Here is a 23117-nt window from a genome sequence, read left to right as displayed (position 1 = left end):
AGCCTTGAACCATTAACGCCAGATACTGAAAGGCTTGCACCACTCATTCCCGCTCTTTAGGATCACCCCCAGCTATCGATATGGCCCTTGATGGGCACTCTTTTAAGGAATTCGTACCTTGTCTCTCTCTATCGAGGCGCTGCGCCGCCGTCTATCTGCCTGCATGAACCTCGACGCCCGCCGTCTCTCCAGCCGTCTGCACGGGGCCAAGAAGCTGCCGGAAGCCAAGCAGGCCGCCGTGCTTGAGACCATTGCCGCCGATCTGGATGCCGCCGAATCGCGCTACCAGTCCCGTCTGGCCGGTGTGCCCAGGGTCACCTATCCGGACAATCTGCCGGTCAGCCAGAAGCAGGCGGAGATCGCCAAGGCGATCAATGAACATCAGGTGGTGATCATCGCCGGGGAAACCGGCTCGGGTAAAACCACCCAGATCCCCAAGATCTGTCTGGCGCTGGGGCGCGGGGTGAAAGGCTTTATCGGCCACACCCAGCCGCGCCGTCTGGCGGCCCGTACCGTGGCGGCACGCATCGCCGAGGAGATGGAGTCCGAGCTCGGTCACTACGTGGGTTACAAGGTGCGTTTTACCGATCAGGTGAGCGAGCAGACCCACATCAAGCTGATGACCGACGGTATCCTGCTGGCGGAGATCCAGAATGACCGGATGCTGACCCAGTACGACACCATCATCATCGACGAGGCCCACGAACGCAGCCTTAACATCGACTTCATCTTGGGCTATCTCAAGCAACTGCTGCCCAAGCGCCCCGACCTCAAGGTGATCATCACCTCGGCCACCATAGACCCACAGCGCTTCTCCCGCCATTTCAACAAGGCGCCGGTGATCGAGGTATCAGGTCGCACTTACCCGGTGGAGGTGCGTTATCGTCCACTTACCAGTGACAAGAGCGAAGGGCTTGAAGAGCGCGACGAGCTGCAGGGGATCTTCGATGCAGTGGAGGAGCTGGCCCGCGAAGGGTTGGGGGATATCCTCATCTTCATGAACGGCGAGCGGGAGATCCGCGATACCGCCGATGCCCTGCGCAAGCTCAACCTGCGCGACACCGAGGTGCTGCCGCTCTACGCCCGCCTCTCCAACGCCGAGCAGAACAAGGTGTTCCAGCCCCACGCCGGGCGGCGCATCGTGCTCGCCACCAACGTGGCGGAGACCTCGCTGACGGTACCGGGCATTCGCTATGTGATTGACCCGGGTACGGCCCGTATCAGCCGCTACTCCTGGCGCACCAAGGTGCAGCGCCTGCCCATCGAGCCGGTCTCCCAGGCCAGCGCCAACCAGCGTAAAGGGCGCTGCGGCCGGGTGGCGGACGGTATCTGTATCCGCCTCTACTCCGAGGACGATTTCAACGGCCGTCCGGCCTTTACCGACCCCGAGATCCTGCGCACCAATCTGGCCTCGGTCATCCTGCAGATGCTGGCGCTTGGCCTTGGCAATATGGAGGCGTTCCCCTTCGTGGAGCCGCCAGAGTCGCGCCATATCAAGGATGGTCTGACCCTCTTGAAAGAGCTGGAGGCGGTGCGCGAGCTGCCCGCCACCGGCGATCGTGAGGCAAAATTGCAGCTGACCGAGACAGGTCGCCAGCTCTCGCGCATCCCCCTTGATCCCCGTCTGGCGAAGATGGTGATCAGCGCCGCGCAAACCGGCTGTTTGAGCGAGGTGATGGTGATCACCGCCGCCCTCAGTATTCAGGATCCCCGCGAGCGGCCCATGGAGAAAAAGCAGGCCGCCGACGAGCAGCACAAACGCTTTGAAGACAAGGATTCCGACTTCCTCGCCTTCGTGAACCTGTGGAACTACCTGAAAGAGCAGCAGGATGCCCTTGGCAGCAACCCGTTCCGGCGCATGTGCCAGAAGGAGTTTCTCTCCTATCTGAGAGTGCGCGAGTGGCAGGATATCCACTTCCAATTGCGTCAGACGGTCAAGGAGCTGGGTTTTAAAGCCAACCAGGAGCCGGCGGATTTCAAGACGGTGCACTGTGCCCTGCTCACGGGGCTGCTCAGCCATATCGGCAACAAGGATCTGGAGAAGCCGGAGTTTCTCGGCGCCCGCAACGGTCGTTTCCATCTGTTCCCGGCCTCGGGTTTGTTCAAGAAGCCGCCCAAGTGGGTGATGGCCGCAGAATTGGTGGAGACCTCGCGCCTCTACGCCCGCATCAACGCCAGGATTGAACCCGAGTGGGTGGAGCCGCTGGCGGGCCACCTCATCAAGCTGCACCACAGCGACCCCCATTGGTCGAAGAAAAATGGCGCCGTCATGGCCAAGGAGAAGGTGACCCTCTATGGCCTGACCCTGGTTGCCGAGCGCACCATCAACTTCAGTCGCATCGATCCGGCGCTGTGCCGTGAGCTCTTTATTCGCCGTGCCCTGGTGGAGGGGGACTTCGAAACCCGCCATCGCTTCTTCAGTGACAACCGCAAGCTCCTGGCCGAGGTGGAGGCGCTGGAGCACAAGTCACGCCGGCGCGACATCCTGGTGGATGACGAGGATCTGTTCCGCTTCTACGACGCCCGCCTGCCGGAGGAGGTGATTTCCGCCCGTCATTTTGACAAGTGGTGGAAGGAGGCGCAAAAGCAGGACTCCGAGCTGCTCAACTTCGAAAAAGAGATGCTGATGAAGGGGGATGCGGCCCACATCAGCGATCTCGACTACCCCAACTTCTGGCAGCAGGGGCGCCTCAAGCTCAAACTGACTTACCAATTCGAGCCGGGGGAGGCGGCAGACGGGGTGACGCTGCATATCCCGCTGCCGCTCCTGAACCAGGTGGAGGTGAAAGGGTTCGAGTGGTTGATCCCGGGGCTGCGTCACGAGCTCTTGGTGGCCCTCATCAAGTCGATGCCAAAGCCGATGCGCAAGAACTTCGTACCGGCCCCCAACTATGCCGATGCGCTGCTTGCCAGCATCAATCCAGAGCAGGGGCCGCTGCTGGATGAGATGGAGCGCCAGCTGCGTCGCATGACCGGCGTGACCGTGCCTCGCGAATCCTGGGATTGGGCTGCGGTGCCCGATCACCTGAAACTCACCTTCCGAGTGGTGGACGACAAACACAAGAAGGTGGCGGAAGGGAAAGACCTGGAGGCATTGAAAGAGTCCCTGCGCGGCAAGGTGCAGGAGACCCTGTCGCAAGTGGCGGACGATGATATCGAGCAGTCCGGCCTGACCCTCTGGAGCTTTGGCGAACTGCCGAAGGAGTACAGCCAAAAGCGCAGCGGGTTCGAGGTGAAGGCCTATCCGGCCCTGGTGGACCAGAAGGATTCGGTGGCCATCCAGCTGGTGGAAAGCCCGGCGGTGCAGCAGCAGCTGATGTGGGCGGGCCAGCGCCGGCTGGTGCTGCTCAACGTGCCTTCTCCCATCAAGTACCTGCAGGAGAAACTGCCCAACAAGGCCAAGCTCGGGCTCTATTTCAACCCCTTTGGCAAAGTGGCGGAACTTATTGACGACTGCATCGCCTGCGGCTGCGACAAGCTCATCGAGCAGCACGGCGGCATGGCCTGGGATGAAGCGGGTTTCGAGGCGCTCAAGGAGTATGTCCGCGCCGAGCTCAACGACGCGGTGGTGGAGGTGGCAAGCCAAGTGGAAGCCGTGCTGACCCTCTCCCATGAGATCAAAAAGCGGCTCAAGGGCAAGATGCAGCTCGACACCGCTTTTGCCATGTCCGACATTCAGCAGCAGCTCGGCAACCTCATTCACAAGGGGTTCGTGACCGAGACCGGCTGGCAGCGGCTGCCGGATCTATTGCGCTACCTGCGCGCCATCGAGCGGCGCCTGGAGAAGCTGGCCATCGATCCCAACCGGGATCGGGTTTACATGCTCAAGGTGCACAGCGTGGAGTCGGAGTACAAGGCGCTGCTGGCCAAGATCCCGAAATCACAGCTGGTGCCCACCGAGGTGGCCAACATCCGCTGGATGATCGAGGAGCTGCGGGTGTCTTTCTTTGCCCAGAATCTGGGGACCCCCTATCCGGTCTCCGATAAACGGGTGCTAAACGCCATCGCCCAGTGCTAAGCTGTTATTTGTCTGAATTAACAAGATGATATGTGTCGTTGACAAGGGGAGGGTCAGGGTTGGCCACCCCGTTGCCAAACCAGACTGGGAGGCAGGATGCTGGGGATCTGGTTGAGTGTGGCGCAGGTGGTGATCAGCGGTTACCAGCCTATTGCCGAACAAACCTGGGTACAGTTGAACCCGGAATATTATCCGCTGGGGCGCACCCCCCCCGCCATGTTCGTGGCCTGGCATGGCAACCAGTTTCCACCGCTGGCGCAAAGGCAGAAAAACGGGCGCTGGCAGATCCTCTTTCCTGCCAGGCTGGTGCCGCCGTTCGATCTGTTCGAAGGGGAGGCCGAACTCTCCAAGGCCTATCTGGCGAGGCTCAGGCGCATCGACGAAATGGCCTACGGGGTTGCCCCCAATCAGGGCGTGACCACGGCGCCTGCGACCACCCTGGTAGCAGCGTCACCGCGTGAGGATGATGCCCTGGTTCCCTTTATCGCCGAGTTCCGCATGCCGGAGCTGGCGCGCAATGAACGGGCGCTGCGTGGGCGGGACGAGGGGGCTGAGCCTCTGCTGGCACAACTGGGGATGAACGTCCGGACGATGGCAGGAGCCGGCATGGTGTTGGTCGAAGGGATGTCACCGCCTTCCTATCAATACGATGTCGAACCGGCGGCTGGGGATGGGCGGGCTCTGTGTCACAGGGTGGCTGCCGGTGAGACCCTGTGGCGTATCGCCAATCAGCTCGCCAATCGCATCGGGGCGGACACTTACAGCTACCTGTTAGCGCTGGCTGCGGACAATCGCTCCCGACTGAGCAACGGCATTCGGGTCAAGACCGGGGATGCGCTCTATTGCCCCCGCGCCGAGACATTGGCGCAGTTTGATGCCCTGAGCCCGGGCCAGCGTCAACAACAGTTTGCCAGGCTGGAACAGGGCAATTAAATAAAGAAGTGCGTGCCTTGTATCCGATATTGGCCCGTGGTAGTATTCGCGCTCGTTTTGCGAGGTGCTGACCGGTCGCAGTCAACACCATACATTCATCTAAAAGAGATACTTACTATGTCTTTCGTATTCCAAGCTGAAGTCCGTTCTGACCTGGGGAAAGGTGCGAGCCGCCGCCTGCGTCATGCTGACCAAGTTCCTGCCATCGTTTACGGTGCAGGCAAAGAAGCCCAGTCCATCACTGTTGACCACAAGAAATTCATCCTGGCCCAAGAAAAGCCGGAATTCTATGAGTCCGTACTGACTCTGGTGATCAACGGCGAAGAAGTTAACGTAAAAGTGAAAGCTATCCAGCGTCACCCGGTACGTTACAAGCTGGTTCACCTGGACTTCGTTCGCGTTTAATCGCTAACTGTCCAGTTGAAGAAAAAGCCACTCTCAGGAGTGGCTTTTTGCTATCCGGGGTTCCCCGGTTGGCACTTGCCAGTGCGTGTTCAGGAGAACGCTCTTGTTATTTCATCTGGTTCAGCGCCTGCTGACAGCGCTGCTCGGCGGCCTCCAGCTCCAGCAGCACGACTCGGATGTCTTCCATCTGCTGCTGCAAGGTTTCCCTTCTCTCCGCCACCAGTTCGAGCATGGTCTGTAACTGGGTCCGGCTGCTCTTGTCGGCATCATAGAGATCAAACAGTTCGCGGATCTCAGCCAGGCTGAACCCCAGCCGTTTACCGCGTAGAGTGAGTTTGAGGCGCACCCTGTCCTGTTTGCTGTAGATACGGGTCTGCCCCTCTCTGGCGGGGTTAAGCAAGCCCTGATCTTCATAGAAGCGGATACTGCGAGTCGTTACATCAAATTCCCGGGCCAGCTCACTGATGCTGTAACGCCGGCTCTCATCCTTGGTTTTATTCATATGGCTATCTTGGCAAACGATCCTGAGGGCACCTTACCTAAACGTAAACTGCACTGCAACTCTTGTTCCATGGCGCCAGAGCACATATGTTAGGACCATCCAACAAGGAGAGAGCAGCAAATGGATATTGCAATCGTAGCGGCAAAACGAACGCCCATGGGAGCCTTTCAAGGGGCATTGGCAGAGGTGTCGGCCCCGGAGCTGGGGGCTTGTGCCATTCAGGCGGCCCTGGTGCAGAGCGGTTTGTCCCCAGAGCAGGTCGATGAGGTGTATCTTGGCAATGTGCTCGGGGCTGGTGTCGGCCAGGCGCCGGCGAGGCAGGCGACGCTCAAGGCCGGTCTGCCTCTTGCGGTCCCCGCCACGACCATCAACAAGGTGTGTGGCTCCGGCATGAAGGCGGTGATGCTGGCCGCAGACAGCATCCGGCTCGGGGATAACCGGGTCGTGGTGGCCGGCGGCATGGAGAGCATGAGTCGTGCCCCCTATCTGCTGGACAAAGCGCGCAGCGGCTTTCGCATGGGACATCAAACTGTGCTCGATCACCTGTTCCTCGATGGGCTGCAGGATGCCTATGATGGCCAGTTGATGGGGATCCATGCCCAGCACAGTGCCGATCAGGCGGGGCTGACCCGGGTGGCCATGGATGAATTTGCTCTTGCCTCGCTGCAACGGGCGCGTCAGGCCCAGCAGGAAGGTTTTTTTGCCGCCGAGCTGGCCCCCGTCTATCGGGGCGAGCAGTTGTTGCTTGCCGAAGACGAGCAGCCCGGTAAGGGGCGACCTGACAAGATCCCCACGCTCAAGCCGGCCTTCGGCAAGGAGGGAACCATCACGGCGGCCAACGCCAGTTCCATTTCCGATGGGGCCGCCGCCTTGATCCTGATGGCGCCCGAGCTGGTGCAAACGCACAAGATCCCGGTGCTGGCCCGGATCGTGGGTTATCAGAGCCATGCCGCGTTGCCAGCGGAGTTTACCTCGGCACCCATCGGTGCCATCTCTCGTCTGCTGGCCAAACTCGACTGGTCAGTGGAGGAGGTCGATCTGTTCGAGATCAACGAGGCCTTCGCCATGGTCACCATGCTGGCGATGGCCGGATGCAGTATTCCCCATCACAAGGTCAATGTGCACGGTGGCGCCTGCGCCCTGGGTCACCCGCTGGGAGCGAGCGGCGCCCGTGTGCTGGTGACCCTGATCGCGGCGCTTCGCCAACGGGGTTTGCGACGCGGGGTGGCTGCGCTCTGTATCGGGGGCGGGGAGGCGACCGCGATGGCGGTCGAGATCGACTAGTCGGTTGCCGTCATCGCCTGGAACTGTTCGTTGACCCAGGTGGTGGCGGCCAGATAGAGGTGGCTGATTTTGTCTTCGCTCAGCCCCAGTCTGGCCGTTCTGGCTGAGACTTGTGTCCAGTTGGCGCTTTCGTACTCTTCACAAAATGCGAGGTAGAAACCCAGCTTGCCCTTGCGCTCCAGCAGGGCCAACCGGATTTCTTCGGCGAGCGGAATGGTACCCAGCAGCGTGTCCATCGGTTGTTCCATCAGCACATCCAGCAGCGAGAATAGCCCGGTGATGAAGGCTTGCGGCTCCTGCTGGGCGGGAGCATGGACATGGGCAAGCAATTCGCAGAAACGGGCCCGGATCAGGGACATCTGGTAAAGCTCGGCACTCTTGCCTTTACCTGCGCTGGTGGCGGCGACCAGGGAGACAAAGCGCTTTAGCTGGGTGTTGCCAAGGTAGATGGCCGCCTGGCGAAAGGAAGAGATGGGATTGGTACGCCCCTTGAGATGATTGACATAACGCAGCAACTTGAGGGAGAGGGCCACGTCCTGACTCAGCAGCTGTTCAATCCGGTTGATGTCGGGCTCTGCCTGATTGACCACGTTGAGCAGCTGCATGACCACAACCTGGGTCGGCTCCATGGTCGCTTGCTTGACCAGTTCGGGGCGGCTGAAGAAAAAACCCTGAAACAGTTGGATGCCCAGTTTCTTCATCCGTTCGAATTCGGCCTTGTCCTCCACCTTCTCCGCCAGATAGGTGAGGTTGAGGTTTTTGTGGCGTTGAATGAACACCTTGATCTGGAACAGGGAGGTGGCCCTGAGATCAAATTTGATGATGTGGATAAAGGGGAGGAAACGCTCCCACTCCGGCGACAGGGTGAAGTCATCCAGTGCCAGCTGGTAGCCCTGTGTATGCAGCTGTTTAACCTTCTCCAGCAGGGCATCATCCGGCGCCGCATCTTCCAGGATTTCAATCACCACCTTGTCGGGAGGAAGGCATTCCGCCAGACCATCCAGCAACAGGGAGTGAGGGAAGTTGATGAAGCAGGGGCGGCCCCCCAGCAATTGATCGATGTTTTGCTGCAAAAATTGCTCCACCACCAGGCGTGATGTGGCCTGCTGGGAGGAGATGCTGGGGAAGACATTGTTCAGGCTATCGCGAAAGAGCAATTCATAGGCATGGGTATTGAGATCCTTGTCGAGGATCGGCTGTCTAGCTACGTAGGAATACATGCCTGGCTCCGATATGGGTACTGGCTTGATTCTATGGTGTAGCGCGGCACTATGCCAGTATTGACCAGGCTCGCTGAGTCAATGACTGGCATAGTGTTTGTTTGCAAGAAGAACGAGTTAGAAGAGATAGCTCAGCTGGGCACCGGTCAGCCAGGCATCCCCTTCCGAAGTGCCGTCAAAATTGGACTGATACTGAGTTTGAGCATTGATTGTTTGCGTGAAAGATTCATGCACCCCCACTTTTTTGCCATCGATCAGGGTGACGCCCACATCGACCGAGAGCGCCTTGCTGTACTGATATCCCACTCCCAGGCTGTACCAGATGCGATCCGAGTCGGGGATGGAAATGGTGCGGTTGGCCGCAGGGACCGGACTCTCATCGTAGGCAATGCCTGAGCGCAGTTGCCACTTGGGCGCCACTTGATAGGTCATGCCGAGCGCATAGCGCCAGCTGTCCTGCCAGTTTTCATCTTTGATGTGCATCGGCCCCTGATGATCCAGGCTGGCATCCAGACCGACAAACTTGCTCCAGTTAGTCCAGTTGACGCTGCCATGGAGCGCGAGCTTGTCTGTGAGCTGCTGGAAGAGGGCAAGTTCGGCGGTGGCAGGCAGTGGCAGTACCAGATTGCCAGTATCTTTGAACGTCTGTCCCTGGCCATCGACCCCGACGGCATCCCCCTTGAGCTTGAGATCGACCCCGTTGCGATAGGTGAGACCGATACGGGTCCGCTCGTTTGGGGTGAGCAGCACACCGATATTCCAGCCAAGCTCGTTCCCAGTGCCTTCGAGATGCTTGGCGATCTTGTCCTGGTGGGGGAAAGTGCCACCTACTTCCCCCTCGCCACGAATAAGGGAAAGTCCCATGCCTGCGGAGAAGAAGGGGGTGAACTGATAGGCCAGGGCCGTGCCGAGCTCGACTGTCTTGATATCGGACACATTGCCAAAGTGGCCGGCGCTGTACCCTTTTGGCATCTCGATCCCGAGCCCGTATTGGGAGGAGAGGGAGAGCCCCAGGCTGAGCCGTTCATTCAGGGGGGTGACGACATAGAGGTTGGGCACCCAGGCATCGCCCGCCACGTCGTTGGCGTCGGCGGACTTGTTGCCGGTGGGCAGGCTACCCACTGGGGTCACGAACTTATCGCTCACACGCCCTTCGATATCGACCTGGGGGCGAATATAGATGAAGCCGCCGGAGAAGGCGGTCTGTTTGAAGCGAGTAATGGCACCCGGGTTGCGGCCCAATACGGAGGCGTTGTCGGCAATAGCGGCTTCACCGGCAAATGCGCGGCCGAGGCCGGTGGCAGATTGCTCGGCCAGCTGGAATCCGGCGGCATGGGTTTGACCCGCGATCACCAACAGGGCGATGGCGGACGGTTTGATGATGGATTGCATGACAAAATCCTTGGGTATGAACCGAATGTTCAGTAGGCCATATGAATGGAGGCAGGATTTTATATGGTATGACCAGTAAGGCAACCACAGAGGCACACAGAGGATGAAAACGGGATTAAATACTGGGAGAAAGCGCTCTAATAGTTTGATTAAAAAAGAAAAGTGAACATGTGTGTGCTACAGCTGTACGCCGAGAAGAGGAGGTCGCATAAAAAAAGAGCGCCTTGCGGCGCTCTTTCATGTTGCTCAACAATCAGAACTTCATGTTGAACTGGGCAGATGCCAGGAAGGCGTTGCCGTGGGAGGAACCCTTCCAGCGCAGTGCGTCAGAGTGGTTGCGCAGACCTTCGCTCACGTCCACCTCTTTGCCATCCAGATAGGCCATGCCGAAGTCGACGCTCATATCCGGGTTGATGTGGTAGGTAGCACCGGCGCTGTACCAGACACGGTCAGAGTCAGGGATGCTCAGGCTGCGGTATTCAGGCTCGATCGGGCTGTTGTCGTAGGCGAAGCCCAGACGCGCTTCCCAAGCCGGGTTGATATACCAGGTACCGCCGATGGAGTAACGAGTGGAGTCCTTGAACTTCTCGTCTTTTTGCAGGCAGACACCGCCAGCACACTGGCTGCTGGTGGCTTTCAGTTCCTGGAATGCGCTCCAGTCGGTCCAGTTGACAGAGTAGTGAACGGCAAACTGCTCGTTCAGGCGATGGTAACCGGCGAACTCGGCCTGGGCCGGCAGATCCAGCTTCAGGTTGCCATCCACGGTGCGGTTACCGGAAGTCAGCCCCTGGAAGTCGCCGTCAAAGCTCATGTCGACTTGGGAGCGGTAGGTCAGGGCGAAGCGGTGATCCTTGTTGATTTCATACAGGGTACCCACGTTCCAGCCAAAGCCCCAGGTGTCACCCTTGAGGTGCGCAATACGGGTGTCGGACTTCTGGCCTAGAGCCGGACCGAGCAGGCCGGCATAGCGGTTCAGTTCGGCAGCGCCATACACGGCGTTGATACCGGCACCGATGCTGAACTGCTCGTTGATGCGATAGGCGATGTTCGGGTTGATATTGAGGGTCAACAGCTCGGTATCACCGGCTCCGGCACCTGCCGGGAAGGTCTTGGAGTATTCGGTAGAGAGACCGTAGTTGGAGAAGAGGCCGATACCCCATGCCCACTGATCATTGAGCGGCTGGATAAAATAGGATGCCGGTACGAAGGCGGACGGCGCAATGCCTGACTCGCTGGCAGATACCTTGCCCAGCGGTGTGGAGATGCTGCCATCTACATCCACATCCGGCTTGATATAGGTGCCGGAGACGGAAACGGCCATCTTGTCGAAGGTGGTCATGGCTGCCGGGTTGCGGGCCAGCACGGCGGCGTTGTCGGCAATGGCCGCTTCACCGGCATAGGCACGGCCCAGACCGGAGGCGGAGTGCTCGTTCAGCTGGAACGCAGCAGCATGAACCTGGCTGGTGGCCAGGGCAATAGTGGCTGCAATCAGGCTCTTCTTGAAAACTGTTGTGGTCATGGTGTTCTCTCTTGTAGGCAGATTTTTTTGCCGATACTTGGCTGCATGTTCACTGCAGACCTCGACAAAATCCGTTGTTATTTCAGCTTCTTCCCAATCAATGCTGGCGTGATTCTATGGATCTGGTAGGAGGTAAGAAATCAGACCAGTGACAGCAGAATACATAAAAGTGACCAAGGTGTTAATCATTTGTTTTATTTGGCTGTTTAATTCATCAATTTCGGGGGTAGAAGGCCATTTTTAGAGCAAATTAACCGATCTGGCTCACAAAAATATTTTTTTGAAAAATGGGATAACGTGCGACATCTGGCGGAAAAAGAGGGGGGAACTGGAGTTGAACAGGCAGCTGGGCGAGCCAGACTGCCTGTGAATATGGGTATCGACCGGTTTTGTTAAATGGACCAGTGCAGACGTGACTCCAGGGTGTCGGCAACTGGCGCAAGGGGCTCTTGCATGTCACCAATCAGCACCATGTTGGCACCTCGCAGCGGCACTATTTCACCCTTGAGGGTGCCATCCTCAAAGTTGGGTTGCAGGGTCAAGGGCACGTGTTTGGGTACCAGAAACAGGGTCACGGGTCCCATCTTGCCCTGGATCACCATGTGCAGCGCGGGCCCCTGATAAAAGGAGCAGTGGTTGACATAGGTCACCTTGAGCCCGTCCATCCCGCTTAAGGTGGCGCCATATTTCTCCATCTTGGCATTGATGTTTTGCAGGTTGACCCGCTCGTCGACCCCCTTGATAAAAGGTGCTTCCCCATAGACATGGGCCATCGCCACCTGGGCGAGGGACTGGGTCGTGGCCGGAGCCTGGGGCAGGGTTATCCAGCGTGTGCTGAGTCCAAGCAGGAAGGCGACGGAGGCGGCCATGGCTAGCTGGCGCCAATTGGTCCTGGCAGTACCTGATGTTGCCGTGGGCAGGTTCCCCACGGGATGAGCCGGTTGCAGGGCTTCATCTTCTTCTCTCAGCAAGGCTTGTTTTAGCAGGATCCGCTGGGCGAGTCCGGCTGGGACGTCGACCTCCATGGCCTGATGGAGCGAACGATCGAGCCGCTTCATCTCGTCCAGATATTGGCGATTGGCCGGATTGGCATTGGCCGCCTCGAGAAAATCCGGCTGCTGATCATGGGGCTGGATCATGGCGTTGCGGCGAAATTCGAGTTCATCCATGTCCGTGTCCTCTTGCTGGTTTCTTCTGTTCCATCGCCTCTTTGATCTGGTTGCGGGCTCGAAACAATCTGGTCATGACGGTGTTTTTGTTGAGGCCGAGCATCTCGGCAATCTCGTCACCACTGAATCCCCCCACCACTTGCAGCAGCAGGGGTTCCTGGTACTCCTCGGGCAGGCGGCCGATATGGCGGCGTAGCCACTCGTGTTCCATCTCCTGTTCGCTGTGCAGGGCATCCGGGTGACTTTGGGGATGTTCATCCAGATCCACCAGATCGAACTGTTTACGCTCGAAACGGCGGGCGTTCTCCCGCCTCAGTATGGTGATCAGCCAGCTCTTGGCTGCCTTGTCATCGAGCAAGGTGTCGATGGCCTTCCAGGCGCGTAGGAAGGTCTCTTGCACCAAGTCTTCCGCCACCGCCGGATCCCGGGTCAGCCAGTAGGCGTAACGGTAGAGATCCCCGTGCAGGGCATGGACCAGTGCTTCAAATTTGGTTTGTTTGTCAGCCATATGGTCATAGACCGGCGTACTGGCCGGATCATTTCCTCCAATATGGTGCTGAGCGTGTTTTTTTCTGAAAAACAGCAATGCCATTAAGCACTCCTTGTCAGGGGGCCGATGCGCGGGAGCGAGCACTCAGGTGCGCCAGCAGGCAGATGAGGTATGCGATCCCGATGGTTTCATGGGGCCTTAGCGTGTCAGCGAGCTGTTGCCAGCGGGGGAGCGGATCAGTTGGCTGGCTGGAAAAACAGACTCGCTCGAGATCTTCTAGGTGCGCGCCGACATGATTATGCCGAGCTCGCTGCAACTGGCCTAATTCATAATAGGTGCCCTGCCAGCGTAGGGAGGCCCAATGGATGAGCGCTTTTCGGCTGGCATCGGGCCGGTGCAGGCAGAGTGCCCGCTGCAGGTAATAGAAAGCCCGCCAGCGTGGCCAGCGACGCCAGACCATGCGCAGCCCCAACGCCAGCAACACCCACCAGAGACTGTCTGCGGCGACTTCTCGTGATGCGCTCTGCTCTGCTTCATGGCCCGTCGTGGGCTGGAAGCTGAGGCGGGTGGCTGGCAGGGATAGTTGCTCAATTTTGCCAGTTTGAGTGTTGAACCAGCTCAACTCAATGGGGGGCAGCAGGTAGGTACCGGCCTCGTGGGCTGACAGAGTTTGCCGCCACTCTCGCTCGATGTGCAGGGCATTGTCGCGGTAGCGTTCGTTTTGCCGCTCCCCGTCGGGATGGGCCTGCAAACCGTCAGGGAGGCGACTTGCCATGAGAGGGGCCAGCTGCACCTGACTGCTGTCGCCATTTTCCAGCGTCAGGGTCAGGATGCGGATCAACGGTTCTCCCAAAGGCCCTTCGCTGGCGGGCTCGATGCGCTGGCGCAAGGTCAGGGCGCTGGCCACGGGCGTGGCAGGAGCCTTATCCACCCGAACCTGAAGCGGCGCCGCTCTGGCGGAGAGCCGATCCGGCCCGTACCCTGGTCGGGGCAACTGGCCCTGCAAGCGGGGAGACTCCAATTGCCAGTGCCCCGGCTCTCTGGCCTGGATCAGCCAGCTGCGGGTGAGCCTGCCGGGCAATCCCCCCTGTGCGGGGGCTATCCACTCGTCATCGCCAAGGCGGCGAATGATGAAATGGGGAGAGGTCAGCTCGCTCAACCCCGGGTGTTGCAGATTGGCGGGGAGCCAGAGGGTGAGTTGGTAAATGACCGGCTGACCGGGATAGAGGGGTCCTTGATGCAGCAGGCGGGCCTGCATTTCCATCGGTGCTGGTGCTGGTGCTGGTGCTGGTGCTGGTGCTGGTGCTGGAGGTGGTGCGATTTTTGTCACCTGCTGCGGGCGAAAATGGAGGGGTTGGGTCATCTCATCACCCAGCTTGAGGGAGGGAATGATGAGGTCAGCCGTTCCATCGTGCCCCTGGCCGAGGTGCAGGGGGATCTGCCAGCGGGTCAGCTGCTGCACTGGCGTCGTGACCCGACTCATGGTGACCCTGCCCACTGCAAACTGGCGCAGCAGCGGGGCTATCTCCAGCTCGCGGCTGTCGCGCTCGCCATCAGCTTCAATGATCAATAGCCAGTCCGCAGGATCGGTGCCCGGCAACAACTCGGCCCGAGGTGGCAAGGTCCAGCCGGGGAAGGCCAGCAACGCGAGGATCAGCACCAGGTATCTCACCAGGGCGCCTCCACTTTGACCAGCTCCCGCCTGAGCGCCTCCTTGCGAAGACGCTGTTCAAGCAGTACCACCGGCGGGGCGGGGGGCAAGGGGGCCGGTTCGCTTTGGGGAGAAGAGGGCGACGGGAGAGGCGCCGTGTCGGTCTTCTCAGGCGCGGATGCCGCCTGGCCCTGCAGCAAAGAGAGGTTATAGAGGGCATCTTCATGGCCAGGTTCTTGCGCAAGAGCAGCTAGATAGGCCTCTTTGGCGCTGTCCAGTTCCCCGAGCTGTACCAGCGCATTGCCCCGGTTGTAGTAGGCGGTGGCGCTGTCATCTTCCTGATAGGCCGCGATCGCCTGACGGAACTTGCCTGCCCGATACAAGGCGTTGCCGCGCCAGATGGGGTTATCGAAGGCCAGGGCCGCGTCCTCAAAATCTCCTCGCTGATAGGCGGCAAGAGCTTGTTGTTCGGTGAGCTCGTTCGCCTGTGCCGGCGGTGACTGCAACAGTGGCCAGCCAAGGATCAGCGGCACCATCAGATAGGCCCCCACTCTGGCGAGCAGGGCGAGCAGCAGCAGCGGGATCAGTAACCAGGGACCGAGATCGAGGGGGGCTGGCGTCAGGGCCGAGCTGGTGGCCGGCAGCGGCACAAAACGGGGAGGGGCGCCGTCAAGCCATTGCAGTGAACCGCCAAGGCGGCTCGCCAGGGCCTCGATGGCGTGGCCGTCCGGTGCCGGCAAACGGGGGGGCTGGCGCGCAAAACCAAGTTCACCGGCCGGGATGGGAGGCATATTTGCCGCCTGGCCGCTGCTGGCGAGCAGGATATCGAGCCGCGCTGGGGCATTGTCGTGGCAAAACAGGCTCTGCTGGCAGGGCCACAGCTTGCCAATCTGCGCTATCTGTTTGGCGCTTAGATCATCGGTGATGAGCAGCAGCCGGGCCTGTTCGCCGGGGGCAATCTGTTTCATGGCCAGGGCGACGGCCCGTGCCGGGTTGCTGCCCTGCAGCGGCATGATGGCGGGGCGCAAGTCGGGCAGCAGCAGGGAGAGCGCCTGATGATCCCGGGTCGGCGGCATGGCGAGATAGGCATCCCCGGCATAGAGGATGAGGGCGATACGCGCGCCTTGGGCGCTGGCGAGCAGCTGTTGCAACTGCCACCTGACCCGGGTGGCCCGATCCGGCTTGAGATCGGTGGCCTCCATGGAGCGGGAGAGATCGAGCAGCCAGATATCGAGGGGGGCGGCGGGTTGTTGTTGCAGCTCACCGCGCAGAGCCGGCCCGCTCAGTGCCAGGATGACGGGCAAGGTTGCCAGCCAGCGCCAGGGGCGAGAGGGCCTGGTGGCAGGCAGCAGATAGGCCTGCATGGCGGGCGCCAGCAGGGGGGGCTGGCGATGGCGTCGCCACCCTTGCCAGAGCCAGGGGATCAGGGCAAGCAGCCACCATGGTCGCAGCAGGATCAGCTCCATCGGCGAACCCTTCTTGCCAGCAGGGCGCGCCAGCCACCAGGAAGCGCGCCTTTGCCGTTGGTGGGGAGCAGCAAGAGGGCGCACACCAGCGCCAGTGGCCAGGGATAAAGTTCGGTGATCGGTTGATGGTGCGCAATTGGCCGGGCGGTGGGTTCCAGTTGATTGAGGGCGTTGTTGATAGCCTCAAGATCGGCCTGGGTGCGTGCCCGAAAGTAGCGCCCGTGGCCCACCTCGGCTAGCGCCTTGAGCAGGGGCTCATCCAGCTCACTGCTGGGATCGGCCTGGCCGGTGCCCAGCTGATCGTAAGGCAGGACGAAGGTATCCGGATCGGCGCCAACCCCCAGGGTGTAGATCCGCATGCCGCTCGCAGCGGCGAGGCGGGCCTCCTGCAGAGGATCGGCGCTGCCTGCGGTATTGCGCCCATCAGTCACCAGCAGCAGGGCGCCGGGGTGGGCTGGGTCGGCGTGCTGGCGAGCCAGCAGGATGGCTTCACCGAGCGCCGTAGTACGCCCCACCAGATCAAAGTCGAGCTCGTCACTCAAGGTCAGCAGGGCGGGGATCTCCCGGGTCAGGGGTGAGAGCAGGTAGGCGTGATCAGCAAAGACGATAAGCCCGAGCCTGTCTCCGGCACGGGCGGCGATCAGCTGCTTGATCTGCTGGCGCACCGCCGTCAGACGTGCCAACTGTTCGCCGCGATCGAGCATGTCGGGGGTGCGCATGCTGTCGGAGAGATCCACCGCCAGCAGCAGATCGCGGCTCTCCTGATAACGCACGATAGGCTCTCCCCACCATTGGGGGCGGCAGAGGGCGAGGATCAGGGCGCACCAGATGAGCAGGGCGCGCCATAAGGGCAAGCCACCGTGGGGATGCAGCAGGGGAAAGCCAGGATGGTGCAGATGACCCCTCTTCAGGGAAGGCAGGCCAAAGCGCACCAGCAGGGGCAGCACCAGTGCCAGGGCAAACCAGGGCCAGGCGAGGATCATGACTGCCTCCGGCGAGCGCGTCTTGTTGCCAGCAGTGGTTGGCGCAAAAAAACGGTGCGCCCCCAGCGGCGATAGGCTTGCTCAAGCCGGGCACGCTGCTCGCGGGTGGGTGACTGGTTGCCATAGAGCCAGCCGCTCCATTGATCGGCAAACTGGCAAAAATCGCTCCTGCCATGGCGATCGACAAAGGCGAGCCACGCCTCGCCATGCAGCTGGCGAGCCTCGGGCCAGCGCTGCAGCGCCTCATAGCGCAGGGCCTCCTGAAGTCGGGGTACCAGTTGCTGGGGGTCCCCATCAAACTGGCGACACCAGCGCCGGTATCCCAGCACCATCAGAGTGAAACGGATGATCAGCCAAAGCAATGTTGCACCGATCAGTAACCACAATAGCCCTTGAATCCTCGGGTCCAGGCTCTGTTCGACGATCTCGGGGCCAGGGTGTATGTCCCTCATCAGCGAGCTTAGCGGCGGCGTGATGACATCCGAAGCGGGGCTAGCAACTTCCAGCGCAGTAGAAGCATTTATCCCTGATGACATAACCCCTCCTGCCACTGTTGCTGCAGCGTCTGGCCGTTGTCGAGCAGATAAAGGCGCTGCACCAGCGGCAACAGTTGCTGCCTGCCATGGGCAAGCTGTTGCTGGGCCGCCAGTTGGTAGCGCCTGACAAAGCCGGCATGCTGGCCATCCAGCCAGCCCTGATAGTGCCGGAGCGGGCGCTCGATGGCGACAGGCAGTTGACCGTGAGCGGGCAGGTCAGCTTCCAGAGGGTCGCGGATCTGCCAGTAGTGAATATCGTGGCGACGGGACAAGAGCTGCAACTGTTGGCACAGGGCGCCATCACAGGGTCTGTGATCCGTGATCAGGGTCAGTCTGGCGCCGTGGGGCAGGGTCAGCCTGGACAGGGTCTGGGCGAGGGAGGGCGCTGGGTCGCGGCGCATCAGGCCGAGACGGTAGTGATGACAGAGGGATTCGAGCAAGGGGATAACGCTGCCGCGCTGGCTCAGGCGATGGGGTTCGGCGCCGTGGCAGATCAAGGTGTTGTGTTGCTGTTCCCCTTGCCAGATCAGGGCGGCGGCCAGCTCGCATCCCATACGTGCCTTGAGTTGCAGCGTGGAGCCGAAATACATGGCGGGGGAGAGATCGAGCAGCAGCCAGCGGGCCTGATCCTGCTCTTCACTATAGAGGCGGGTATAGGGCCGCCCGAGCCGGGCGGTGACGCGCCAGTCGATGTGGCGCCCCTCGTCACCGGCCTGATAGGCGCGCAGCTCCCTGAAAGTGAGGCCCGGGGAGCGGCCCGGCTTGCCTCGCTCGGCACTGCTTCTACCAGCCTTGCGCTGCGCTTTCGCCCACAGCCGGATATTGATCAGGCGAGGCAACTCCAGCGCGATATCGGGATGCTTGCAAGGATCTAGGGACATGGTACCAGATCCAGCAGGCGGGCGATCAGGGTGTCGTTGTCTAGGTTGTCCGCCAGGGCCTGATAGCTGGGAATGAGGCGATGGCGCAGTACCGGATAGGCCTGCAGCTGGATATCTTCCGGCACCACATAGTCTCGTCCTGCGAGCCAGGCTCGGGCACGGGCCGAGCGGGCCAGGGCCAGTGAGGCCCTGGGGCTCGCACCGACGGCGATGAGGGGCTCGAGAGCGGGGCACAGGCCGCAGCCCGGGCGGGTGGCACACACCAGCGCCACCAGATAGTGGGCGAGGCGCTCTTGCATCGTCACGGCCAGCACCTCGCTGCGGGCACTCTGCAAGGTGGCCTGACTCAGGATCACGGGGGCGGCGGCCAGCTGCTCGCCTTTGGCGTTGAGCTGCAAAATGGCGAGCTCCATGGCGGGGCTCGGGTAATCAACCATCAGCTTGAGCAGGAAACGATCGAGCTGGGCCTCCGGCAGAGGGTAGGTGCCCTCCTGCTCGATGGGGTTTTGAGTCGCTGCCACCATAAAGAGGGGCGGCAGGCGCCAGCTCTTCTTGCCCACCGTGATCTGGTGTTCGGCCATCGCCTCCAGCAACGCGGACTGCACCTTGGCCGGGGCTCGGTTAATCTCGTCGGCGAGAATAAGGTGGTTGAAGAGGGGGCCGGGTTGGAACACGAAGCTGGCATCCTGGGGATGAAACACCTCGCTACCGGTGAGATCGGCTGGCAGCAGATCCGGAGTGAACTGGATGCGGGCGAAGCGTCCCTCGACGGCGCCGGCCAGCGCTTTGACCGCCCGGGTCTTGGCAAGACCGGGGGCCCCTTCGATTAACACATGTCCTTCACATAGCAGGGCGATCAGCAAGCCTTCAATCAGCTCATCCTGTCCCAGGATCTGGCTGCTCAAATAGTCCCTCAATTGTCTGAACTCGGCCACGGCCATGCGATAAACCCGTTGTTTTTATGGAAGTTGATCTGTTTATACTCCAGTTGACCCGCGAGGGCGAGCCAGGGGGCCGAGTTGCGCTCAATTTAGTTTCAATCAGCTGTATGAAACTTGTGATTGGATTGTTAAGATGTGGCGCAATGAGGTCAGACCTCTGCCTTATAACCCAAGGAGCCAGGATGAAACAGCCATTGAAACTGACGACTCGCCAGGGCGAACGGATTGCCGTCGTGGCGGGTCTGCGAACCCCTTTTGCCAAGCAGGCGACTGCCTATCACGGCGTGCCTGCGGTGGATCTCGGCAAACTGGTGGTGAGCGAGATGCTCGCCCGTACCGATCTCGATCCCAAGCTTATCGATCAGCTGGTGTTCGGCCAGGTGGTGCAGATGCCGGAAGCCCCCAACATCGCTCGCGAGATCGTACTCGGTACCGGCATGAGCGTGACTACGGATGCCTATAGCGTCTCCCGTGCCTGCGCCACCAGTTTCCAGGCGGTGGCCAATGTCACCGAGTCCATCATGGCGGGCATGGCCGATATCGCTATTGCCGGCGGCGCTGACTCCTCCTCCGTGCTGCCCATCGGGGTGAGCAAGAAGCTGGCTCGCGCCCTGGTGGATCTCAACAAGTCGCGCAATCTGCAGCAGCGCTTCAACATTCTGCGCCAGTTGCGGGTCAAGGATCTGCTGCCGGTGCCCCCCGCGGTGGCCGAATATTCCACCGGTCTTTCCATGGGGCAGACCGCCGAGCAGATGGCCAAGACCCACGGCATCAGCCGCGAGGCGCAGGATGCGCTGGCCCATCGCTCCCATACTCTGGCCGCGCAGGCCTGGGCCGACGGCAAGCTCAGTGGCGAGGTGTTTACCGCTCACGTTCCGCCCTACAAGTCGCCGCTGGAGCGGGACAACAACATCCGCGAGGCGTCTGATCTGGCAAGCTATGCCAAGCTCAGACCGGTGTTTGATCGGGCCCACGGCTCGGTCACCGCTGCCAACGCCACCCCGCTCACCGACGGTGCTGCCGCCGTGTTGCTGATGCGCGAAGGGCGGGCCAAGGAGCTCGGACTGGAGCCGCTTGGGTTTATTCGCAGTTTCGCGTTTTCTGCCATCGACGTTTGGCAGGACATGCTGATGGGGCCCTCCTACGCCACGCCGCTGGCGCTGGACCGCGCCGGCATCACTTTGGCCGATCTGACCCTCATCGACATGCACGAAGCGTTCGCCGCCCAGACTCTTGCCAACCTCAAGATGTTTGCAAGCAAAGATTTTGCCCGTGACAAGCTGGGCCGCGATCAGGCCATTGGTGAGGTGGACATGGACAAGTTCAACGTCCTCGGCGGCTCCCTGGCCTACGGTCACCCCTTTGCCGCCACCGGCGCGCGGATGATCACCCAGACGCTGCACGAGCTGCGTCGTCGGGGTGGGGGATTGGGGCTCAACACCGCCTGCGCGGCAGGCGGATTGGGTGCGGCCATGGTGCTGGAGGTTGAATGATGAGCGCGAAGACTTTTTCACTGGACGTACGCAAAGATGGCATCGGTATCCTCACCATAGATGTGCCGGGCGAGAGCATGAATACCCTGAAGGCCTCTTTTGCAGAGGAGATCCGAAACCTGCTGGCCGAGGTGAAAGGCAACCGGGATCTGATCGGCCTAGTGATCACCTCAGGCAAGAAGGATTCCTTCATCGCCGGGGCTGACATCAGCATGCTGGCGGCCTGTGCCAGCGCCCAGGATGCCGAGACACTGTCTCGCGAGGGGCAGATCTTCTTCGCCGAGATCGAGTCCCTGACCATTCCGGTGATTGCCGCCATCCACGGCCCTTGCCTTGGCGGTGGGCTGGAGTTGGCGCTGGCCTGTCATGGCCGGGTGGTAACTGAGCATGGTAAAACCGTACTCGGTCTGCCCGAAGTGCAACTGGGCTTGCTACCGGGCTCTGGCGGAACCCAGCGTCTGCCTCGCCTTATCGGGGTGGCCAAGGCGCTGGATCTGATGCTGACCGGCAAACAGGTGCGGGCCAAACAGGCCAAAAAACTGGGACTGGTGGACGATGTGGTGCCGCCTTCCATTTTGCTTGAGGCCGCCATCAAGCTTGCCAAGAAGGGCAAGCCGCGCCACCAGCTGAAACGGGATCTGCAGGGCAAGCTGCTGGAAACCAACAAATTGGGTCGCAAGGTACTGTTCGATCAGGCGCGCAAAGGGGTGAAGGCCAAGACCCGTGGCAACTATCCGGCCCCCGAGCGGATCATCGAGGTGGTGCGCATCGGCGTGGAGGAGGGGATGCAGGCAGGTCTTGCCGCCGAGTCCCGCCACTTTGGCGAGCTGGTGATGACCCGTGAATCTGCCGCTCTGCGCTCTATCTTCTTCGCCACTACCGAGATGAAGAAAGAGGTCACCTATCAGGGAGTCGAGCCGCGCAAGGTGGGTCATGCCGCCGTGCTGGGTGGCGGCCTGATGGGGGGCGGCATCGCCTTTGTCACCGCCACCAAGGCGGGTGTACCGGTGCGGATCAAGGACGTGGCCAACGCCGGCATCGGCAATGCCATGCGCTACAGCTACGATATCTTGGCCAAGAAGCTCAAGCGCCGCCAACTCCTGCGCAGCGAGCTGGAAAAACAGATGAGCCTGCTGACCGGCACCTTGGACTACTCCGGTTTCCACCGGGTCGACATGGTGGTGGAAGCGGTGTTTGAAGATCTCTCCCTCAAACACCAGATGGTGAAAGATGTGGAGCGCGAGTGTGGCGAGCATACCGTGTTTGCCTCCAATACCTCGTCGCTTCCCATAAACCAGATTGCGGCGGCCGCCGCGCACCCTGAGCGGGTGGTGGGGCTGCACTACTTCAGCCCGGTGGACAAGATGCCGCTGGCCGAGATCATTCCCCATGCCACGACCAGCCCCGAGACGGTGGCCACCACTCTGGCCTTCGCCCGTGCCCAGGGCAAGACCCCGATCGTGGTAAAAGACGAGGCGGGATTCTACGTCAACCGCATCCTGGCTCCCTATATGAACGAGGCGGCTCGTCTGGTGCTGGAAGGGGAACCGGTGGAGGTACTGGACGGCGCCCTGCTCGACTTTGGTTTCCCGGTGGGCCCCATCACTTTGCTCGATGAGGTGGGGATTGACGTGGGGGCCAAGATCTCGCCCATCCTTGAAAAAGAGCTGGGGGGCGAGCAGTTCCAGGCGCCCAAGGCCTTTGACAAGTTGCTGGAGAACGATCGCAAGGGTCGCAAGAACGGCAAGGGATTCTACCTCTACGGCAAGGCTGCCAAGGGCAAGAAGAAGGTGGACGAGAGCGTCTATGGAGTGTTGGGGATCAAGCCGGTGGCCAAACTGGCCAAACAGGAGATCGCCGAGCGCTGCGTGCTGCTGATGCTCAACGAAGCGGCCATGGCACTCGATGGCGGCGTGGTGGCCTCGGCCCGTGATGGCGACATCGGCGCCATCTTCGGCATCGGTTTCCCGCCCTTCCTGGGGGGGCCTTTCCGTTATATGGACGCTCTTGGCATCGACCATCTGGTCGGCAGGCTGGAGTATTACCAGAAGCGCCACGGCGATCGCTTTGCACCCTGTGAGCGCCTCAAGGCGATGGCCGCGGAGCAGCAGACCTTCTACTGATAGCGCCCCGCGATGATAACCAGACAAGAGGCCCGCACCCGAAGGTGCGGGCCTCTTTTTATGCCGGTGCTGATGGTATGCAGGGGCGGGTACGACGCGGAGAAAAAAGGG

General features: G+C 60.8%; 18 protein-coding genes. 6 read left to right on the top strand and 12 right to left on the bottom strand.

All coding sequences use genetic code 11. The features are described from left to right. Positions 1 to 118 precede the first annotated feature (118 nt). The 3 genes from hrpA to rplY all read left to right on the top strand — a co-directional run bounded on the left by hrpA (position 119) and on the right by rplY (position 5356). The gene (gene hrpA, locus LA321_RS16765; protein WP_042069459.1) at positions 119 to 4018 is read left to right on the top strand and encodes an ATP-dependent RNA helicase HrpA; all 3900 of its coding nucleotides are present in this window, start codon (positions 119 to 121) and stop codon (positions 4016 to 4018) included. 96 nt (positions 4019 to 4114) lie between these two features. Continuing rightward, positions 4115 to 4951 (top strand): hypothetical protein, encoded by an 837-nt coding sequence (locus tag LA321_RS16760; RefSeq protein WP_042069458.1) that lies wholly within the window; start codon positions 4115 to 4117, stop codon positions 4949 to 4951. Between the two features lie 117 nt (positions 4952 to 5068). Continuing rightward, complete coding sequence (rplY, locus tag LA321_RS16755) at positions 5069 to 5356, top strand: 50S ribosomal protein L25 (protein WP_024945378.1); 288 nt, start codon at positions 5069 to 5071, stop codon at positions 5354 to 5356. 106 nt (positions 5357 to 5462) lie between these two features. Here rplY and LA321_RS16750 read toward each other — a convergent pair whose 3' ends face one another. Continuing rightward, positions 5463 to 5858: a MerR family transcriptional regulator gene (locus LA321_RS16750; RefSeq protein ID WP_042026319.1), complete on the bottom strand. Its 396-nt coding sequence runs from the start codon at positions 5856 to 5858 to the stop codon at positions 5463 to 5465. A gap of 120 nt (positions 5859 to 5978) precedes the next feature. On the opposite strand from LA321_RS16750, the gene LA321_RS16745 reads away from it, so the two are divergent. After that, positions 5979 to 7142: a thiolase family protein gene (locus LA321_RS16745; protein ID WP_042069457.1), complete on the top strand. Its 1164-nt coding sequence runs from the start codon at positions 5979 to 5981 to the stop codon at positions 7140 to 7142. Here the strand turns inward: LA321_RS16745 and LA321_RS16740 are convergent. The 11 genes from LA321_RS16740 to LA321_RS16690 form a co-directional block, all read right to left on the bottom strand. Then, positions 7139 to 8362 (bottom strand): EAL and HDOD domain-containing protein, encoded by a 1224-nt coding sequence (locus LA321_RS16740; RefSeq protein ID WP_042069456.1) that lies wholly within the window; start codon positions 8360 to 8362, stop codon positions 7139 to 7141. The genes LA321_RS16745 and LA321_RS16740 overlap by 4 nt on opposite strands. Before the next feature lie 117 nt (positions 8363 to 8479). After that, positions 8480 to 9754: an outer membrane protein transport protein gene (locus tag LA321_RS16735; RefSeq protein WP_042069454.1), complete on the bottom strand. Its 1275-nt coding sequence runs from the start codon at positions 9752 to 9754 to the stop codon at positions 8480 to 8482. Between the two features lie 253 nt (positions 9755 to 10007). Further along, positions 10008 to 11273 carry an outer membrane protein transport protein gene (locus LA321_RS16730; protein ID WP_042069453.1) on the bottom strand — a complete coding sequence of 422 codons (1266 nt, stop codon included), beginning with the start codon at positions 11271 to 11273 and terminating at the stop codon, positions 10008 to 10010. Positions 11274 to 11665: 392 nt separating this feature from the next. Then, positions 11666 to 12442: a DUF3379 domain-containing protein gene (locus tag LA321_RS16725; RefSeq protein ID WP_042069452.1), complete on the bottom strand. Its 777-nt coding sequence runs from the start codon at positions 12440 to 12442 to the stop codon at positions 11666 to 11668. Further along, a complete protein-coding gene (locus LA321_RS16720; RefSeq protein ID WP_061477594.1) occupies positions 12435 to 13034 on the bottom strand; it encodes a sigma-70 family RNA polymerase sigma factor in 600 nt (199 codons plus the stop codon). The genes LA321_RS16725 and LA321_RS16720 overlap by 8 nt, the downstream gene beginning before the upstream one ends. A gap of 13 nt (positions 13035 to 13047) precedes the next feature. Continuing rightward, a complete protein-coding gene (locus LA321_RS16715; RefSeq protein WP_224212221.1) occupies positions 13048 to 14604 on the bottom strand; it encodes a hypothetical protein in 1557 nt (518 codons plus the stop codon). Beyond that, positions 14601 to 16049 carry a vWA domain-containing protein gene (locus tag LA321_RS16710; RefSeq protein ID WP_042069448.1) on the bottom strand — a complete coding sequence of 483 codons (1449 nt, stop codon included), beginning with the start codon at positions 16047 to 16049 and terminating at the stop codon, positions 14601 to 14603. Before LA321_RS16710 ends, LA321_RS16715 begins: the two co-directional genes overlap by 4 nt. Then, complete coding sequence (locus LA321_RS16705; protein ID WP_042069446.1) at positions 16040 to 17032, bottom strand: VWA domain-containing protein; 993 nt, start codon at positions 17030 to 17032, stop codon at positions 16040 to 16042. Before LA321_RS16705 ends, LA321_RS16710 begins: the two co-directional genes overlap by 10 nt. Next, complete coding sequence (locus LA321_RS16700) at positions 17029 to 17418, bottom strand: DUF4381 domain-containing protein (protein ID WP_223377588.1); 390 nt, start codon at positions 17416 to 17418, stop codon at positions 17029 to 17031. The genes LA321_RS16705 and LA321_RS16700 overlap by 4 nt, the downstream gene beginning before the upstream one ends. A 134-nt stretch (positions 17419 to 17552) precedes the next feature. Beyond that, complete coding sequence (locus tag LA321_RS16695; protein ID WP_042069443.1) at positions 17553 to 18449, bottom strand: DUF58 domain-containing protein; 897 nt, start codon at positions 18447 to 18449, stop codon at positions 17553 to 17555. Continuing rightward, the gene (locus tag LA321_RS16690; protein WP_042069442.1) at positions 18440 to 19390 is read right to left on the bottom strand and encodes an AAA family ATPase; all 951 of its coding nucleotides are present in this window, start codon (positions 19388 to 19390) and stop codon (positions 18440 to 18442) included. Before LA321_RS16690 ends, LA321_RS16695 begins: the two co-directional genes overlap by 10 nt. A 182-nt stretch (positions 19391 to 19572) precedes the next feature. Here LA321_RS16690 and fadI point away from each other — a divergent pair, with 182 nt between their 5' ends. Further along, a complete protein-coding gene (gene fadI / locus LA321_RS16685) occupies positions 19573 to 20883 on the top strand; it encodes an acetyl-CoA C-acyltransferase FadI (protein ID WP_042069441.1) in 1311 nt (436 codons plus the stop codon). Continuing rightward, positions 20883 to 23006: a fatty acid oxidation complex subunit alpha FadJ gene (fadJ, locus tag LA321_RS16680; protein WP_042070019.1), complete on the top strand. Its 2124-nt coding sequence runs from the start codon at positions 20883 to 20885 to the stop codon at positions 23004 to 23006. Before fadI ends, fadJ begins: the two co-directional genes overlap by 1 nt. The last annotated feature ends 111 nt before the right edge of the window (positions 23007 to 23117 follow it).

The sequence above is a fragment of the Aeromonas enteropelogenes genome, assembly GCF_020097295.1.
In the GTDB taxonomy this organism is placed as follows: Bacteria; Pseudomonadota; Gammaproteobacteria; order Enterobacterales; family Aeromonadaceae; genus Aeromonas; species Aeromonas enteropelogenes.
This window is presented reverse-complemented; position numbering and strand designations above follow the sequence as displayed.

What these genes read in the sequence shown, in the direction of transcription:
- LA321_RS16740 (WP_042069456.1), bottom strand. Translation starts at nt 8,362, where the DNA reads ATGTATTCCTACGTAGCTAGACAGCCGATCCTCGACAAGGATCTCAAT.
- LA321_RS16760 (WP_042069458.1), top strand. Translation starts at nt 4,115, where the DNA reads ATGCTGGGGATCTGGTTGAGTGTGGCGCAGGTGGTGATCAGCGGTTAC.
- LA321_RS16710 (WP_042069448.1), bottom strand. Translation starts at nt 16,049, where the DNA reads ATGGAGCTGATCCTGCTGCGACCATGGTGGCTGCTTGCCCTGATCCCC.
- LA321_RS16725 (WP_042069452.1), bottom strand. Translation starts at nt 12,442, where the DNA reads ATGGATGAACTCGAATTTCGCCGCAACGCCATGATCCAGCCCCATGAT.
- LA321_RS16745 (WP_042069457.1), top strand. Translation starts at nt 5,979, where the DNA reads ATGGATATTGCAATCGTAGCGGCAAAACGAACGCCCATGGGAGCCTTT.
- LA321_RS16730 (WP_042069453.1), bottom strand. Translation starts at nt 11,273, where the DNA reads ATGACCACAACAGTTTTCAAGAAGAGCCTGATTGCAGCCACTATTGCC.
- LA321_RS16690 (WP_042069442.1), bottom strand. Translation starts at nt 19,390, where the DNA reads ATGGCCGTGGCCGAGTTCAGACAATTGAGGGACTATTTGAGCAGCCAG.
- LA321_RS16720 (WP_061477594.1), bottom strand. Translation starts at nt 13,034, where the DNA reads ATGGCATTGCTGTTTTTCAGAAAAAAACACGCTCAGCACCATATTGGA.
- LA321_RS16705 (WP_042069446.1), bottom strand. Translation starts at nt 17,032, where the DNA reads ATGATCCTCGCCTGGCCCTGGTTTGCCCTGGCACTGGTGCTGCCCCTG.
- fadI (WP_042069441.1), top strand. Translation starts at nt 19,573, where the DNA reads ATGAAACAGCCATTGAAACTGACGACTCGCCAGGGCGAACGGATTGCC.
- LA321_RS16735 (WP_042069454.1), bottom strand. Translation starts at nt 9,754, where the DNA reads ATGCAATCCATCATCAAACCGTCCGCCATCGCCCTGTTGGTGATCGCG.
- LA321_RS16695 (WP_042069443.1), bottom strand. Translation starts at nt 18,449, where the DNA reads ATGTCCCTAGATCCTTGCAAGCATCCCGATATCGCGCTGGAGTTGCCT.
- fadJ (WP_042070019.1), top strand. Translation starts at nt 20,883, where the DNA reads ATGAGCGCGAAGACTTTTTCACTGGACGTACGCAAAGATGGCATCGGT.
- rplY (WP_024945378.1), top strand. Translation starts at nt 5,069, where the DNA reads ATGTCTTTCGTATTCCAAGCTGAAGTCCGTTCTGACCTGGGGAAAGGT.
- LA321_RS16750 (WP_042026319.1), bottom strand. Translation starts at nt 5,858, where the DNA reads ATGAATAAAACCAAGGATGAGAGCCGGCGTTACAGCATCAGTGAGCTG.